The sequence below is a fragment of the Lapillicoccus sp. genome (genome assembly GCF_039935575.1).
In the GTDB taxonomy this organism is placed as follows: domain Bacteria; phylum Actinomycetota; class Actinomycetes; order Actinomycetales; family Dermatophilaceae; genus Lapillicoccus.
Genome location: NZ_JBDTKA010000018.1, coordinates 56,962 through 73,076, shown reverse-complemented (window position 1 = coordinate 73,076; position 16,115 = coordinate 56,962). Strand labels below are relative to the sequence as shown.

The following is a 16,115-nucleotide window of genomic DNA, read 5'->3' as shown; positions in this document are numbered from 1 at the left end:
GGACGCCGCCTGGTCCCTGGCCCGGTCGGCGTCGTGCCGCAGGCGGAGGTACTCCTCGACCCCACCCGGCAGATCGCGGATCTTGCCGTCACCGAGCAGGGCGATCTCGTGATCGCAGACCCGTTCGAGCAGATAGCGGTCGTGCGAGACGACGATGAGCGTGCCGGGCCACCCGTCGAGCACGTCCTCCAGTGAGGTGAGCGTCTCGATGTCGAGGTCGTTGGTCGGCTCGTCGAGGATGAGCACGTTGGGTTCGGACATGAGCAGCCGCAGCATCTGCAGCCGCCGCCGCTCACCTCCCGACAGGTCGCCGACCCGCGTCTGCTGACGAGGGCCCGCGAAGCCGAGGCGGGTAGCCAGCTGGGACGCACTGACCTCCTTGTCCCCGAGCATCGTGAAGGACTTGACGTCCTCGATCGCCTCGATGACGCGCAACGACGCGAACGACTCGAGCTCGCGCACCTCCTGGGTCAGGAAGGCCAGCGAGACCGTCTTGCCCTCGCGTCGGCGGCCTGAGTCCAGCGGGATCTCACCGGCTATCGCGCCCAGCAGGGTGGACTTCCCGGCGCCGTTGACCCCGACGATCCCGACGCGCTCCCCCGGCGCGAGGCGCCAGGTCACCTCATCGAGCAACCGCCGCTCGCCCAGGACGACGGTCGCGTCGACGAGGTCGACGACGTCCTTGCCGAGCCGGGTCGTGGCGAACCGGACCAGCGAAACCTCGTCCCGGGCTGGTGGCTCGTCCTCGATGAGGGCGTTGGCCGCGTCGATCCGGAACCGCGGCTTGCTGGTACGCGCCGGCGGTCCGCGGCGCAGCCAGGCGAGCTCCTTGCGCAGCAGGTTGTCGCGTCGGCCGGCTTCGACCCCGCCGCGGCGCTCGCGTTCGGCCCGAGCCAGCACGTATGCCGCGTAGCCGCCGTCGAACGCGTTCACGGTGCCCCCCACGACCTCCCACGTCGTCGTCGCGACCGCGTCGAGGAACCACCGGTCGTGGGTGATCGCGAGCAGCGCCGTGTTCGCTCGCGTCCGACGCGTGACCAGGTGGTCCGCCAACCAGGCGACACCCTCGACGTCGAGGTGGTTGGTGGGCTCGTCGAGCATGAGGACGTCCGGGTCCGACACGAGCAGCCTGGCCAACCCCAGGCGACGGCGCTCGCCGCCGGACAGCGGCCCGACGAGGGCCTCCAGCCCGCCGACCGCGGCCGCGTCGACCCCGCCGAGCAGCCCGGACAGCACGTCGCGGATGCGCGAATCACCCGCCCATACGTGCTCGGGGAGGTCGCCGACCACGGCGGTACGCACCGTATGCGTCGGGTCGAGGGTGTCGGTCTGACCGAGCAGCCCGGCGCTCAGCGAACCGGAGCGAGCCAGGCGGCCGGAGTCGAGCGGCTGCTGACCGGCCAGCACCCGCAACAGGGTCGACTTGCCGCCTCCGTTGCGACCGACGACGCCGATCCGCTGGCCGGACAGCACGCCGGTGGAGAGGTCGTCCAGGACGTGGGTGGTGCCGAAGACGAGCGTGGCTCGTTCGAGAGAGAGCAGGTTCGCCATCAGGTGCGCGACGGCCCCGCCACGACCTGCGCGCCGTGGACCGGGCCCTTGGCCCGCTTGACCTCGCGGGCAACCCCGGTGGCGGTCAGCGAGACGCATAGGTCCAGGGCGGCCTCAGAGGAGTCGGTGAGGAAGGCGACGGTCGGGCCCGAGCCCGAGACGATGCCGCCCTTGGCGCCGAACTCGAGGCCCGACGCCAGGACCTCGCCGAGCTCCGGCTTCAACGAGAGCGCCGCGTCGGACAGGTCGTTGCTGAGCGCGGCACCCAGGGCATCCGCGTCTCCGGACCTCAACGCCGCGAGCATCTCGGGGGACGGTTCCGGCGTGGGGGTCTCCTGGCCACTGCGCAACCGGTCGCACTCGGCGTACACCTCGGGGGTGGACAGACCGCCGTCGCTGACGGCGAGGACCCAGTGGTAGCTGCCGCGGGCCAGGACGGGTGCGAGCTTCTCCCCGCGGCCCGAGCCGACGGCGATGCCCCCGGCGAGCAGGAACGGCACGTCGCTGCCGAGCTCGGCGGCGATCTCGAGCAGCTCGTCGCGGGACATCCCGACCGACCACAGGTGGTCACAGGCGAGCAAGGCAGCGGCGGCGTCCGCGGAGCCACCGGCCATCCCGCCCGCGACCGGGATCTCCTTGTGGATGTGGACGGCGACCGGTTCGTCCACGGAGGTGACGGTCGCGAGCAGGCGCGCGGCCCGTAGGGCGAGGTTGGACTCGTCCGTGGGGACCCGGGCCGCGTAGGGGCCGGTGACGCTGACGGACCATTCGTCCGCCGGGATGACGGTGACCTCGTCGTGCAGGCCGAGGGCCATGTAGACCGTCGCCAGGTCGTGGAAACCGTCGGGACGGCGCGGACCCACCTTGAGCTCGAGGTTGACCTTCGCCGGCGCGCGCACGGTCGCCGACCGTCGCGCCGTCGCAGCTGAGCTCACCGCCTCACCCTAACGGGGCTTCGAATCCGCACGAGATGGGTGATATCGGCAGCGTTCCCGACCGCTGTCACCCATCTCGAGCTGCTTGACGGGATCCCCTGGCGGCGGCGATGGCGGCGAACGCGCCGATGTCGAGCTGCTCACCTCGAGCCCGAGGGTCGACCCCGGCAGACCGCAGGATGTCCTCGGCGGCCGGGGCACCACCGGCCCACCCGGCCAGGGCCGCCCGCAAGGTCTTGCGGCGCTGCAGGAACGCCGCGTCGATGCACGCGAACACCTCGCGGCGGGTCGCGGTGGTGTCGGGCGGGTCGCGGCGGACCAGCTCGACCAGCCCGGAGTCAACGTTAGGCACCGGCCAGAACACCGAACGCGACACCGTGCCCGCCAGCCGCACGTCGGCGTACCAGGCGGACTTGAGGCTCGGGACCCCATAGGTGCGGGAGCCGGGTGGCGCAGCAAGTCGCTCGGCGACCTCGAGCTGGACCATGACGAGGACGCGTCGCAGCGTCGGCAGCAGCTCGAGGAACGACAGCACCAGGGGCACCGAGATGTTGTAGGGCAGGTTGGCGACGAGTGCAGTCGGCTGCGGGTCGGGAAGAAGCGTCAGCGTCAGCGCATCAGCGGCGACGACGGTGAGCCGGTCGGCGAACTCAGGCTGCAGCGTCTCGACTGTCAACGGAAGCGCTTGGGCCAGAATGAGATCGATCTCGACGGCTGTCACGTGGGCGACCTGCGGCAGCAACGCCAGGGTCAGCGACCCAAGACCGGGACCGACCTCGACGACGACGTCTTCGGGGCCGACCCCCGCAACGCGGACGATCCTCCGCACCGTGTTGCCGTCGACTACGAAGTTCTGGCCCCACTGTTTGGTCGGCCGGACGCCGAGCCGCGTGGCGAGCTGACGGACGCGCGTCGGGCTGAGCAGCTCGGGAGGATCGCTCATTCTCGGGTTGTGAGCAGGTCAGGCAGCGTGCGCGCAGCCCCAGGGTCCGAGACCAGCCTTGGCGTAGAGGCGGTTGGCGACGGTGATCTGCTGCTCGCGGGAGGCGAGGTCGGCGCGTGAGGCGAAGTCGCCCCCACCGGTGGAGGACCAGGTGGACGCCGCGAACTGCAGGCCACCGTAGTAGCCGTTGCCCGTGTTGATGTGCCAGTTGCCTCCAGACTCGCACCGTGCGATCCGGTCCCACATCGCCGCGTTCGCGAGGTTCAGGCCCGCGCCCGACGTGGTGCCGGCCGGCGGCGGGGTAGCTGGGGCGGGGGCAGCCGGACCTGCCGGTACAGCCGGTACAGCCGGAGCGGCCGGAGCCTTCACGGGCGTGGCCACCTTGGTGCCGACGGCCACGACCTGGTCGACGGGGGCGGTGCTGACCTGCGCGCCGGCCTGGGTGCGTGACTCGAGCTTGCCGTCGACCCATGTCTCCGTGTAGGTCAGCGTCGTCTGACCCGCGACGCCCTTCGTGGTCGTCCTGGTCGTGCCCTTGGCCAGGGTGGCGTCGTCCTTGTCGACCACCTGGAAACCGACGGGCTGGGTCTCGGTGGCGGTCTTCTGCTCGACCCGGTTGACCGTGATCGTCATGCCGGCGGCGAGGGCGGTCTCGGGGGCGGGGATGACCCGGTCGAGCTGCCCGACCTTGACCTCGGCCTGCTGCAGCGCGTCTGCCACGGTGGCGCCGAGCGTGGACAAGGATGTGGTGCCGCCGTCCACGGCCATAGTGACGGCCCTCGGCATGGTGATGGACATCGCCAGGCCGGCTCGCCCGAGTGGCTCGGTGCGCGAGACGGACAGCTTCGCCTGGTCGGCGCGGATCCCGAGCTCGGCGAGCGCGGCGTCGACCGTGGTCGCGGTCGTGTAGTAGTCGGTCGTGGTGCCGTCGACCGTGACGGTCAGCTTGCGGCCGTATCGGACGACGACCGTGTCGCCGTCGCTCAGCCCCTGGTCGGCTGCGGGTGACACCAGGTCATGGGCTCCGACGGCGACGTTCTCCTTGGCCAGCACGTCACCGACCGTGCTGCCGAAGACGTGCACCGACTGCGTGCTGCCGTCGAGCGAGAGGTTTACGGCCTTGTCATAGCTCGCGGCGGCGAGGGCTCCGACAGCGACGAGGACGACAGCGCCACCCTGGGCGGCCCACCGAAGAGGACGAGAGATCACCATGCTCCAAACCTGGTTTCCATCCGGTGGAGCGTGTGCCGGCCGTGCTCATGAAAGGCGCCGGACACCGTTGGTGCCCACGCCCCTGCTCACGGCCGACCTGGGACGCGCCCCGGCCAACGGCGACCACTGTCGCGGAACAGTCGCGAAGAGGTCAAATTTCGGTAACAGTGCTGTGGTGCGTGCGCCCGGTGTGACAGATGAGGCGTATGCGTCGCGCTCACCCCGGTTGCGTCCGACCGAATGGTCGCCCTGGCGACCGAAACGTCGGACGCAACTGGAGTTGGGGCCGGGTCAGGACCAACTGCCGTAGATCCGCTCGGAGTTCGCACTAATCGCCCGGCAGAGAGCCGGGACATCGATGTTGAGCACGCCCGCCATCGCCCGCACCGTGAGTGGCACGAGGTACGACGCGTTCGTGGCGCCGCGGTGCGGCGTCGGTGCCAGGTAGGGCGCATCAGTCTCGACGAGCAGGTGCTCCAACGGCGTCACCGCCAGCGCGTTGCGCAACCCCCCGGCGCTCTTGAACGTCACCGTCCCCGCAAACGACAACATCAACCCCCGCTCCACCGCTGCCCGGACCATGTTGACGTCGCCGGAGAAGCAGTGCAGCACCGTGCGGTCCGGGGCGCCCTCCTCGTCGAGGATCTGTAGCACGTCGTCGTGGGCGTCCCGGTCGTGGATCTGCAGGGCCTTGCCCGCCCGCTTGGCCAGGTCGATGTGCCACCGGAACGCCTCCTGTTGCGCCGGTATGCCGTCAGGACCGGTCCGGAAGTAGTCCAGCCCCGTCTCCCCCACGGCCCGAACCCGCGGGTGGGCGGTCAGCGTCTCGATCTCCGCGAGTGCTCCTGCCAGGTCCCCCGTTGCTTTCAGTTTGGGAATCTCGTTGGGGTGCAACGCGATGCCGCCGAGCAGCGCCGCATGTCGGTCGATGGCATCTACGGTGAAACGGGCGCCCGGGAGGTCACAACCCACCTGGACCAGCCGGGTGACGCCGACCGCCGCTGCGTCCGCGATCGCGTCGCTCGTCGACGGCGCGATCTCGCCATCACGCGCGATGTCGAGATGGACGTGGTTGTCCACCACCGCGATGGGCAGCGGGTCGGGCGCGGGCGGCCGTTCGCGCGCACCCGCAGCTCTCGTCGACCTGTTCTGCGACACCGGCCCGCTCACGTCAGGACTCCCCGTCCTCCAGCTCGGAGGAGGGGTCTGCCGCCGGCGTAGACTCGGGTTTCGTTGCGTCAGAACCGGCCTGGTCACGCATACGGGCCAGCTCGTCCTCGACGACCGATGGGTCGAACTTCGTGAACGCCCCGGACGGCACCCCGATCGGCGTCCCGACGACCAGCGGACGCGACACCCACCGCGGCGTCGCGGTGTAGTTGCCCGTGATGACCGGGTACGCGGGTCCGCCGTCGAGGTCGTCCACCCTCTCCAGGCGCGGCATCGGGACGAGGTCACCCTCGCCGCCGAGAACCCGGTGCACCCGGTTCGAACCGTGCGGCAGGAAGGGGGAGATGAGCAGGTTGATGTCGCCGACCGCCTGGAGCAGGACGTGCAGGATGGTCCCGAGCCGGTCGCGCTCGTCGTCGGCCTTGAGCTTGAACGGGGTCGTCTCGGCGATGTAGCGGTTGGCCTCGCTGACGACGCGCATCACCTCGGCGAGCGCGTTCTTCTGGCGATGACGTTCGAGCAGCTCGCCCACGGTGGTAAACGCACCACGCACTGTGGCCAGCAGCTGCTCGTCGACGGGCGCGAGGGCGCCGAGCGGGGGGACCTCGCCGAACGAGCGGTGCGCCATCGTCGCGGTGCGTTGGACGAGGTTGCCCCAGCCGCCGACCAGCTCGGAGTTGTTGCGCTGCACGAAGTCTGCCCAGGTGAAGTCGGCGTCCTGGTTCTCCGGACCGGCCGCGCTGATGTAGTAGCGCAACGGGTCCGGGCCGTAGCGCTCGAGGACGTCACGCACGAGGATCACGTGTCCGCGCGAGGTGGAGAACTGCTTCCCTTCCATGGTCATGAACTCCGATGCCACGACCTCGGTCGGCAGGGCCAGCTCGCCGTAGACGCCTGGCTCGCCACCCCTGTCGCCCTTGCCGGCATACGCGAGGAGCTCGGCCGGCCAGACCTGCGCGTGGAAGGTGATGTTGTCCTTGCCCTGGAAGTAGTAGGAGCGCGGTGCGTCTGGGAGCGTCGCGTCCCACCACTCGCGCCACCGCTCGGGGTCGCCGGTGCGCCTCGCCCACTCGATCGATGCCGAGAGGTATCCGACAACCGCGTCGAACCAGACGTAGAACCGTTTGGTGGGTTGGTCACGCCACCCGTCGAGCGGGACCGGTATGCCCCAGTCGAGGTCACGGGTCATCGCCCGAGGACGGACGTCGTCGAGGAGGTTGCGCGCGAACTTGATGACGTTGGGCCGCCAGGTGCCTGACGCCTCGCGCTCGTCGAGCCACTCGCGCATCGAGTCGGCCAGCGCGGGCAGGTCCAGGAAGAAGTGCTGCGTCTCCACGAACACCGGTGTCTCACCGTTGATCTTGGAGCGGGGGCTGATCAGGTCCGTCGCGTCGAGCTGGTTGCCACAGTTGTCGCACTGGTCACCACGCGCCTCCCCGTAACCGCAGATCGGACACGTGCCCTCGATATATCGGTCCGGCAGCGTGCGCCCCGTCGACGGGCTGATCGCTCCGCTGGTGGTCTGCTCGACCATGTAACCGTTGCGCCAGTCTCCGGTGAACAGCTCCTGGGCGACGGCGTAGTGGTTGCGCGTGGTGGTGCGGGTGAACAGGTCATAAGCCAGCCCGAGATCGGTGAGGTCCTGGGCGATGACCAGGTTGTAGCGGTCAGCGAGCACCCTCGGGGAGACGCCTTCCTGGTCGGCTGAGACGAGGATCGGCGTTCCGTGCTCGTCGGTGCCCGAGACCATGAGGACGTCGTGCCCCGTCATCCGCATGTACCTGCTGAAGACGTCGGAGGGCACGCCGAACCCGGCCACGTGGCCGATGTGACGCGGGCCGTTGGCATACGGCCAGGCAACGGCGGACAGGACATGGGCCATGCCCGGATCCTATGGCGGCCGGCCAACCGCTTTACCCGGCGTGTCCGTCGGACGGGAGTTCGCGAGGGACGAGGAACTGGCCGACCAGCTCCGGATCCACCTGGTGGGCGAGCGCGACGGCCTGACCTTCGTCGATGTCGTATGCCGTGTAGCTCTGCTTCCCGGCGGCGGTGGTGGCGATCAGGTGCGTGAGGCCGACCCGCCGCTGGAACCACGACGATGAGACGGTCCACCCGATGATCCCGGTGCGCTGCAGCACGTCACGACGGCGTACGAACGAGCCCGACCGGACGACGAGGTGGGTGGGCGTGAGGTGGTGTCCGAGCCCGGCATAGCGATCCCGCGCAAGCCAGGGCGCCACCAGCAGCGGCGTAACCGAGGCGATGAGAAAGACCACGGGCCAGTGCCAGAGAAGCGTGGCGCCGAGGAACAGCAGGACAAACAGGACGGGGGGGACGATCGCGCGAACCCAGCGCCGCCGTAACGCTGCCGGCCCATGTTGGGTCAGGGGTGCGTCGAGCGCCTCCTGGTCGTCGAGCACCGCCGACGCGACCCGCTCGACCACGGCTCGGGGCGCTGGCGGCACCAGCCAGGCCGTGCCGCGTCGGTCCTCCTTCTTGCTGAGCCCGGTCGTGACCACGTGCATCCGACCGCCACGAAAGAGGCGCAGCCCCAACGGCTCACCGACCTCCAGGCCGCGGATCCGCTTCTCCTCGATGCTCGACTCGCGGGTGGTGAGCAGCCCCCGAGTGACGTGCAGCGTCCCCCCGCTGTGCCGGGTGAGCGTGAACCTCCAGAACTGCAGGACGTAGCCGATCATCGCCAACGCGGTCACGAGGGCGACGAGCACCAAGAAAAGCACGAGTCCGTCGAGCCACCAGGAGTACTCGTCGATCTTGTCGACGGCGTCGGAGACGACTCCGCGTTCGAGGATGCGCGTGAGGAACTGGTTGAGGAAACCGAACAGCGCGAGCGCCGACACGATCCCGGTCATTGTCACCGGGGCGTAGCGCACCCACCGGGGGTCCAGCTTCAGCAGCGTGGTCTCGGTGGCCTCGGCATCGACCGGCTGCCGGGTCGGCGCATCGATCGCGTACGGCTCTCCGCTCGGTGGCACGTCCGGCACGGTGACGTTGCGCAGATGGATGAGCTCCTCCCGCAGATGCCGGGCGTCGTCAACCCGAAGGGAGTCCAAGGTGATCCGTTCCTTGCCGGCACCGGCCGTCCCCAGCTCGACCTTGGCCAGGCCGAGGATCCGGTGGATCGGGGGCGAGGTGACGTCGACGGTGCGGACCCGGTCGGCGGGGGTGGCTATGACCTGTTTGGTCAACAGCCCCTTGCGCAGCTCGATCTGGCCTCCCGAGATCCGGTAGCTGGTCGTCAGGTAGCGCAGCACCGCGAACGCGAGAATCGCCGGCAGCGCGGCGTACTCCCACCACGAGTTCTGGTGGTCGTTGGCGCTGCCGAGGATGAAGATCCCGAGCAGGACCGGCAGGAAGCGGATGGGCTCCTGCACGAGGTGGACCGCCAGCATCCGGGGGTCGAGGCGACGCCAGCCCTGGGTCTCGAAGTCGGCCAGCGCCTGGGCGGCCGGCTGCGGCATGGGCGTCGGCCCGCTCACGTGGCGTCCCCGGGCTCGGCGATGGTCCGCTCGGTCAGGTCATTGACGAGGTGGCGCGCGACGGCCAGGTCCAGCCCGTGGATCTTGAGCGGACCGGCTGCGGATGCGGTGGTGACCGTGACGCTGGCCAGTCCGAGCAGCTGGGCGACCGGTCCGCGCGCGAGGTCGACGGTCTGGATCCGGCTGACCGGCGCGATGCGGCGCTCCTGGCTGAGCCAGCCGGTCTGGGTGTAGACCGCCGTCTCGGTGTTCTCCCAGCGGTGCACCCGGTAACGCCACTGCGGCATCACGACCAGGTATGCCGCCGCGAGGACGAACCAGACCGCGGCGACGACCACGTGAGGGGTTCGTGGCCCGTCCTGGTCGATGAGCCACCAGACCACCTGCCCCGCGAGTAGAACCACCATCTGGACCACGCCCTCGAGCAGCCACATGAGGCGGGCCCGCGGGCTCACCAGGTTCGCCGGCTCTCGCAGCTCCACAACGCCCCCTGTCGGGTCCCCTTCTGAGACCACCTCTGGACGGTAGCGCCGCCCACTGCCATCGGGTCAGGCCCCGATGTCACACCGTCTCCATGACAGACGTCCTGTCCGGGAGTCTCGTTCCCGTCGACCGACCCGACGAAGTCCAGGCAGCGCTTCCACCACCGCGAGCGAGTGCTCCACGGTCACCTCGTCGCGGTCGCCCTGGAGGACGAGGGTCGGCACCTGCACCACCCGCAGGTCCTCGAGATCCATCTCGGGCTCGGTGCGGATCATATGGACCGTCTTGGCGAACACGACCGGGAGGTGCTCCGGCCAGTCCGACGTGAAGGGGTCTGGAGGTGGAACGAGCCCGCTCCGCCGAATGCACCGCGCAGCAGCACGAGAGGTGGTCCGGAACCCGTGACCTCGTGCCAGGTGCGGAGTCCCGCCACGTCGAGATATCCCATCCGTCGATGATCCACGCAGAGTCCGGGAACCGTCAGCGCGAACGCAGGGCCGCGTCGTAGAGCGCCTTCGACGACAGGCCGGTACTCGCGGCCAGGTCGGCGCAGACTGCCTTGAGTCGCTCACCGGCCGCAACCCGGGCCTGGATGTCGGGGAGCACATCCTCGACCCGGGCCGCCACCGCGGGCGCACCGTCGACCACCACGGTGACCTCGCCCCGCACCCCTTCGACCGCCCAGCTCGCAAGCTCGGCCAACTCCCCTCGCCGCACTTCCTCGTAGGTCTTGGTCAGCTCGCGGCAGACGGCCGCGCGACGCTCCGGTCCGTAGGCGTCGGCCATCGCCTCCAGCGTGGTGGCCAGTCGGTGCGGCGCCTCGAAGAAGACCATCGTGCGGCGTTCGTCCCGCAGCCGAGCCAGGGCTCTGGCCCGCTCGCCGGGCTTGCGCGGCAGAAAACCTTCGAAGCAGAACCGGTCGACGGGCAGCCCCGAGACCGCGAGCGCCATGAGCACCGCGCTCGGGCCGGGGACGCAGGTGACGCGGATGCCCGCGTCGACGGCGGCGGCGACCAGCCGGTACCCCGGGTCGGAGACCGACGGCATACCGGCGTCGGTCACGACAACCACCCGCTCTCCAGCGGCCAGCCGTTCCACGAGGTCCGGAGTCCGCGCGGCCTCGTTGTGCTCGTGGTAGCTCACCACGCGACCGCGGGGGCTGACCTCGAGCTCGGCGAGCAGCCGACGCAGCCGCCGGGTGTCCTCGGCTGCAACGACATCCGCCTCGGCCAGCTCCAGCGCGAGCCGCGGTGCTGCGTCGCGGACGTCACCAATCGGGGTCGCAGCAAGGACGAGGACACCGGGGCCGGGCGGGGATGACATCGAGAGACCCGGCATGCCGTCATCCTCTCAGCCGATGGCGGCAGACAGCCGGGGCGGGCCGCGTTGTCGCAGGTGGAGCCGCCAGGCCACGCGTCCACCCGGGTTAGGGTCGTCCATGACTCCGAGGGCCGCGCGCCGCCGCGGCGGCATCGTCCTCGCGATGGTGCTGGCCCTGCTGCTGACACTCACCCTTGGACAGGTCGCGCATGCCGACGAGGCACCCTCTGTGGGGCCGACCGGGGCGGTGACCGAACAGGCCGCGACGGTTCCGGTACGCGCGGAGCCGGACGGCACTCCCGTCACGTTGGACACAAGCACGTTCACCCCTGGGACTGCGGGACGTCACCCGGCGTTGCTACTCGCGCACGGGTTCGGGGGCAGCAAGGCCGACCTGACCACCCGCGCCCGTGACCTCGCGGCGCATGGCTATGTCGTCGTCACGTGGTCAGCCCGCGGGTTCGGTGCGTCCGGAGGGCGCATCCACCTCGACGACCCGGACTTCGAGGTGGCCGACGCGCGGAAGCTCGTCGACGGGCTGGCCTCCCGGCCCGACGTGCTGCTCGACGGCACGGGCGACCCGAGGCTCGGCGTGGTCGGCGGGTCCTACGGCGGCGCGCTCGCCCTGATGCTCGGGGCGACCGACAAGCGGGTCGACACCGTCGTCGCCTCGATCACCTGGAACGACCTTGCCGAGGCGTTCTTTCCCCAGAACGCGTCAACGGGCGCCCCGCCCGCGTCACCCGCCGACGTCGCCCCGACGAGCGCACCCGGTCCGTTCAAACAGCTGTGGGCGTCGACGTTCTTCGGGTCCGTCAACAACGCCCGGGGCCAGGCCGCCTCGACGTCCGGGTCGACGGGCTCGACGGCCTCGCCGTCAGCCACCGCGACGACAGTACCGACGGGAGCCACGCCGCAGACCTCACCGGTCTGCGGCCGGTTCGACCCGACCGTCTGTCGGCTCTTCCTCGCCACCGCGGAGTCGGGGCAACCCAGCCAGGACCTGATCGGTTTGCTGCGCTCGCACAGCCCGAAACCGTTGCTGCAGAACCTGACCCAGCCGACATACCTCATCCAGGGGATGGCCGACACCTTGTTCGGACTGGACCAGGCCGACGCGACGTCGCGCGCGCTCAGCGCCCAGGGCACGCCGGTCGCGGTGCGGTGGATGGATGGCGGGCATGACGGGACGAGCAGCACGGCGACCGCCGACGAGGACTCCGCCCGGACCTGGCTGGCCCACTACCTCAGCGGCCCGCGGCCGGCCGTGGGAGACGCCCTGCCCGTGCCGGCCTTTGTCTACGCGGCACCGATCCCGCGGCGGCAGACCGTCGCGCCACTACTGCAGTCCACCCGCTACGTCGGCTCCGCCACCTCCACACTGTTGCCGCTGAACGCCGGACCGGCTCGTCCGGTGCTGACGCCTCCCGGCGGCGAACCCTCGTCGATCACCGCTGTCCCCGGCGCAGGCGCCCTCGCCGCCCTACCCGCCGCCTACCAGCTCGCCGCGCTGCCGGGGCAGTCCGCGGCCTTCGACTCCCCGCCGCTCGACGCGCGTACCCAGGTCGTCGGCGCCCCCCGCGTGCGCCTCACCGTGACCTCGACCGCTCCGTCCGTAACGCTCTATCTCAGCCTCTGGCAGGTCAGTGGAGGCACGGCGACGCTCCCCCGTCGCCTCGTCGCCCCGCTGACGGTGGCGACGACGCCAGGCAGCCCGACCACCATCGACGCCGCCCTCCCCGCGGCGACCTGGACCTTCGAGTCCGGGGCGGTGGTGCGACTTCTCGTGACGTCCACGGACTCGGCGTACGCCGGGCCGCGCGTCGCCCGCGCCGACCAGATCACCCTCGAGGGCGGCGGCCTCACCGTGCCGGTTGTCGCCGGTACGACGCTGTCGGCGGCCTCGGACCTCGACCCCGAGTCCATCGGGGTCGCGATCGCCATCGCGGTCGCGCTGGTTGGTCTCGGCGCGCTCGCCTGGTCTGCCCGTCGACGACGCCGGGCCAGCCCCGCCCGCCCCGATCTCGCGGACGTCCCGCTCGTCGTGACGAACCTGGTCAAGACCTACCAGGACGGGCACCGCGCCGTCGACGACGTCTCGTGGCGCGCCGAACGTGGCCACGTCGTCGGACTGCTCGGCCCCAACGGCGCCGGCAAGACCACGACGTTGCGGATGGTGATGGGCCTGATCCGGCCCGACTCCGGCACTGTCCACGTCCTCGGCCAGCCGATCCACGCCGGAGCGCCGGTGCTCGCCAACGTCGGTGCGCTCATCGAGGGACCGGGCTTCCTGCCCCACCTGACCGGGATGCAGAACCTGCACGCCTACTGGGCCGCGACCGGCCGCCCTGAGTCCGACGCGGCATACGAGCAGGTGCTCGAGGTGGCGGCTCTCGGCGGCTCCGTCGAGCGGCCGGTCCGCTCCTACAGCCACGGTATGCGTCAGCGTCTCGGCATCGCCCAGGCGATGCTCGGCCTGCCGGACGTGCTGGTCCTCGACGAGCCGACCAACGGCCTCGACCCACCGCAGATCGCTGCGATGCGACCGATCCTGCACCGGTACGCCGAGACCGGCCGCACCGTCGTGGTCTCCAGCCACCTGCTGGCCGAGGTCGAGATGACGTGTTCCGACGTGGTCGTCATGCACGCCGGTCGGGTCGTCACGAGCGGCACGGTCGCCGAGCTGGTCGACAGCGCCGACACCACGGTGATCCAGCTGGGGGCCGGCGGCGACGCCGAGGCTTCGGCCCAGATGCTGCGTGCGGTCACGGGCATCACGTCCGTCGAGGTCGAGGACGACCCCAGCGAGCCACGCGTCATCGTGACGGCTGAGCTGCCCCGCGCCGAGCTCGTCCGGCTCGCGGCCGAGACCGGGGTCGACATCGTCGGGGTGAGCAGCCGCCGGCACCTCGAGGACGTGTTCCTCGGCGTGATCGCCGCCGCGCAGAGCTCGAACGGGAGTGGCGGCAGCGACTCGGACGAAGGGTCACGGTCCCTCGGCGACCGGCTCCGACAGGTGAGGGCGCGATGAGCACGGGCAGGCATACCGCAACGACGACCGCGGCCCCGAGCTCCCGACCGCTGTCCTGGCGGGCCGAGCTCGGGCGTCAGCTGCGCCGTCGACGCACCCTCTGGTCGTTCGTGCTGCTGCTCGCGCTGCCGCTGATCCTGGTGGCAGCCTTCGCGATCGGAGGCGGCGGTCCGTCGGGAGGCACGTTCGCCGGTTTCGCCACGACCGGCGCCGCAAACTTCGCGATCTTCGCGGTGCAGGCCTCCGCATCGTTCCTGCTCGTGGTGCTGGCCGCCCTGTTCGTCGGCGACGCCGTCCCGTCGGAGGCGTCGTGGTCGACGCTGCGCTACCTGCTGGTCGCCCCGGTGCCACGGGCTCGGCTCCTCACGAGCAAGCTCGTGGTGGCACTCGCGACGATGGCGGTGGCCGTAGCCCTGCTGATGCTGTGGTCGCTGCTCGTCGGCGGACTGGCATACGGGTGGGCGCCGTTCACGAACCCGGCCGGAGGCATCCTCGAGTGGTCCGACTTCCTGCCCCGCTATGCGGTGACGATGGGTTATCTTGTCGTCTCCCTGCTGCAGGTCGGCGGGATCGCGTTCTGGCTCGGCGTGCGGACCGACGCCCCCCTCGCCGCGGTCGGCGGCGCGGTCATGGTGACCATCGTGTCGTCGATCCTCGGCCAGATCGAGACGCTCGGCGGGTGGCGCAACGGCCTGCCGATGTACTACAGCCGAGCCTGGTTCGACTCCCTTGCGCCGCAGATCGACTGGACCTCGATGCGGCACGGCGCGCTGTGGTCGGTGTTCTACACCGTGCTGTTCGTCGGGCTGGCGTTCCGGACGTTCCGCCGCAAGGACATCCTCAGCTGAGGTCCGGCCGCCAGCGCACAGAACTCACACCTTCTCCGACCGAACTCACGTTCTCGCCGGTTCTCTGGGGCCGGAGGAGCCGAAAACCGAGGACAACGTGAGTCCGGTCGATGGGTGGGCCCGACTCAGCCGGGACCAGCGGCGACGGTCAGCCGGGCGGCGAGCGCCCGCATCTCGTCCCTCAGTCCAGGCGGTTCCAGCACCTCGAACCGCCAGGGGAGGCGCGACAGGTGCCACGCCATCACGCCCAAGTCGTTGCCGCCGGACTCGAACACGCACTGATCCGTTCCGGATGCCTCCAGCCGCCCGGTTGTCGGCGCCAGCAGCTGCGCAGCCTCGTCGACCGGCGCGTGCACCAGCACCCGCGCGACGTGGTCATAGGGGGCCACCGATGTGCTTCTTTGTACGAAGTCCGCTGCGTCCGGCGCCGGGCGGGGATGGAACCGCCACCCGGTCGCGGCAACATCGGTCATCCGGTCCAGCCGGAAGCTGCGCCAGTCCTCGCGATCGAGGTCGTATGCCACGAGGTACCACCGCCGGCCGGTGGCCACCAGGCGGTAGGGCTCGACCCGGCGGGTGGACTCCGCGCCGCTCGCCGCGGCATACGCGAAGGTCACCCGCTCGGTCTCGCGGCACCCGCGAGCAAGGGTGAGCAGGGTGTCGGAGTCGACTCGGGAGGTCGGCGAGTCGAGGGTCGTCGTGGACTCCTGGACGGCCGCCACCTGCGACCTCAACCGGGCCGGAAGCACCTGGTCGAGCTTGGCCAGGGTGCGCAGGGCGGCCTCGCCGAGGCCGGCCACGGTGCCACCGGCGCCCAGCCGCAGGCATACCGCGACGGCGATGGCCTCCTCGTCGTCGAGCAGCAGCGGCGGCAGCGCGCGCCCCGCACCCAGCTGGTAACCCCCGCCCACCCCCTTCGCGGCCCGGACGGGGTAGCCCAGCTCGCGCAGCCGCTCGACGTCGCGGCGGATCGACCGCGTCGTCACCCCGAGCCGGGCCGCGAGCTCCGGCCCCGTCCACACCGGCCGCGACTGCAGCAGGCTGAGCAGGCGAAGTGCGCGGCCGGTCGTGTCCGACATACCGAGAAGTCTGGCATGAGATAGCGGACTGATTCTGTCC

The 16,115-nt window shown here is 70.7% G+C and carries 13 protein-coding genes; 2 read left to right on the top strand and 11 right to left on the bottom strand.

Annotation, left to right across the window (positions count from 1 at the left end):
* The 10 genes from ABI385_RS02405 to rsmI all read right to left on the bottom strand — a co-directional run.
* On the bottom strand, positions 1 to 1,551 hold a 1,551-nt coding region (locus ABI385_RS02405), incomplete at its 3' end, for an ABC-F family ATP-binding cassette domain-containing protein (RefSeq protein WP_348102132.1).
* The gene (locus tag ABI385_RS02400; RefSeq protein ID WP_348102131.1) at positions 1,551 to 2,486 is read right to left on the bottom strand and encodes a 4-(cytidine 5'-diphospho)-2-C-methyl-D-erythritol kinase; all 936 of its coding nucleotides are present in this window, start codon (positions 2,484 to 2,486) and stop codon (positions 1,551 to 1,553) included. The genes ABI385_RS02400 and ABI385_RS02405, both read right to left, overlap by 1 nt.
* 67 nt (positions 2,487 to 2,553) lie before the next feature.
* Positions 2,554 to 3,429, bottom strand: a complete 876-nt coding sequence (gene rsmA, locus ABI385_RS02395) for a 16S rRNA (adenine(1518)-N(6)/adenine(1519)-N(6))-dimethyltransferase RsmA (protein ID WP_348102130.1) — start codon at positions 3,427 to 3,429, stop codon at positions 2,554 to 2,556.
* A gap of 18 nt (positions 3,430 to 3,447) precedes the next feature.
* On the bottom strand, positions 3,448 to 4,641 hold the full coding sequence (locus ABI385_RS02390; RefSeq protein WP_348102129.1) for a ubiquitin-like domain-containing protein: 1,194 nt from the start codon (positions 4,639 to 4,641) through the stop codon (positions 3,448 to 3,450).
* Between the two features lie 291 nt (positions 4,642 to 4,932).
* Positions 4,933 to 5,799, bottom strand: coding sequence for a TatD family hydrolase (locus ABI385_RS02385; protein WP_407068215.1), 867 nt, complete (start codon positions 5,797 to 5,799; stop codon positions 4,933 to 4,935).
* A 13-nt stretch (positions 5,800 to 5,812) separates the two neighbouring features.
* On the bottom strand, positions 5,813 to 7,693 hold the full coding sequence (gene metG, locus ABI385_RS02380; RefSeq protein WP_348102127.1) for a methionine--tRNA ligase: 1,881 nt from the start codon (positions 7,691 to 7,693) through the stop codon (positions 5,813 to 5,815).
* A 31-nt stretch (positions 7,694 to 7,724) separates the two neighbouring features.
* Positions 7,725 to 9,314: a PH domain-containing protein gene (locus ABI385_RS02375; protein ID WP_348102126.1), complete on the bottom strand. Its 1,590-nt coding sequence runs from the start codon at positions 9,312 to 9,314 to the stop codon at positions 7,725 to 7,727.
* Positions 9,311 to 9,829 (bottom strand): PH domain-containing protein, encoded by a 519-nt coding sequence (locus tag ABI385_RS02370; RefSeq protein WP_348102125.1) that lies wholly within the window; start codon positions 9,827 to 9,829, stop codon positions 9,311 to 9,313. The genes ABI385_RS02375 and ABI385_RS02370 overlap by 4 nt, the downstream gene beginning before the upstream one ends.
* A gap of 33 nt (positions 9,830 to 9,862) precedes the next feature.
* Positions 9,863 to 10,072 (bottom strand): hypothetical protein, encoded by a 210-nt coding sequence (locus tag ABI385_RS02365; RefSeq protein WP_348102124.1) that lies wholly within the window; start codon positions 10,070 to 10,072, stop codon positions 9,863 to 9,865.
* 205 nt (positions 10,073 to 10,277) lie between these two features.
* On the bottom strand, positions 10,278 to 11,135 hold the full coding sequence (gene rsmI / locus ABI385_RS02360) for a 16S rRNA (cytidine(1402)-2'-O)-methyltransferase (RefSeq protein ID WP_348102123.1): 858 nt from the start codon (positions 11,133 to 11,135) through the stop codon (positions 10,278 to 10,280).
* A gap of 100 nt (positions 11,136 to 11,235) precedes the next feature.
* On the opposite strand from rsmI, the gene ABI385_RS02355 reads away from it, so the two are divergent.
* Positions 11,236 to 14,148 carry a CocE/NonD family hydrolase gene (locus ABI385_RS02355; protein WP_348102122.1) on the top strand — a complete coding sequence of 971 codons (2,913 nt, stop codon included), beginning with the start codon at positions 11,236 to 11,238 and terminating at the stop codon, positions 14,146 to 14,148.
* Positions 14,145 to 14,996 (top strand): ABC transporter permease, encoded by an 852-nt coding sequence (locus ABI385_RS02350; protein ID WP_348102121.1) that lies wholly within the window; start codon positions 14,145 to 14,147, stop codon positions 14,994 to 14,996. The genes ABI385_RS02355 and ABI385_RS02350 overlap by 4 nt, the downstream gene beginning before the upstream one ends.
* 125 nt (positions 14,997 to 15,121) lie before the next feature.
* Here the strand turns inward: ABI385_RS02350 and ABI385_RS02345 are convergent, their stop codons facing one another.
* Entirely contained in the window at positions 15,122 to 16,075 is a 954-nt protein-coding gene (locus ABI385_RS02345) for a YafY family protein (RefSeq protein ID WP_348102120.1), read from the bottom strand.
* Between the last annotated feature and the right edge of the window lie 40 nt (positions 16,076 to 16,115).

Coding starts and splice junctions, on each gene's coding strand:
- ABI385_RS02345 (WP_348102120.1), bottom strand. CDS start 16,075: ATGTCGGACACGACCGGCCGCGCACTTCGCCTGCTCAGCCTGCTGCAG.
- metG (WP_348102127.1), bottom strand. CDS start 7,693: ATGGCCCATGTCCTGTCCGCCGTTGCCTGGCCGTATGCCAACGGCCCG.
- ABI385_RS02355 (WP_348102122.1), top strand. CDS start 11,236: ATGACTCCGAGGGCCGCGCGCCGCCGCGGCGGCATCGTCCTCGCGATG.
- rsmA (WP_348102130.1), bottom strand. CDS start 3,429: ATGAGCGATCCTCCCGAGCTGCTCAGCCCGACGCGCGTCCGTCAGCTC.
- ABI385_RS02365 (WP_348102124.1), bottom strand. CDS start 10,072: ATGATCCGCACCGAGCCCGAGATGGATCTCGAGGACCTGCGGGTGGTG.
- rsmI (WP_348102123.1), bottom strand. CDS start 11,135: ATGCCGGGTCTCTCGATGTCATCCCCGCCCGGCCCCGGTGTCCTCGTC.
- ABI385_RS02350 (WP_348102121.1), top strand. CDS start 14,145: ATGAGCACGGGCAGGCATACCGCAACGACGACCGCGGCCCCGAGCTCC.
- ABI385_RS02390 (WP_348102129.1), bottom strand. CDS start 4,641: ATGGTGATCTCTCGTCCTCTTCGGTGGGCCGCCCAGGGTGGCGCTGTC.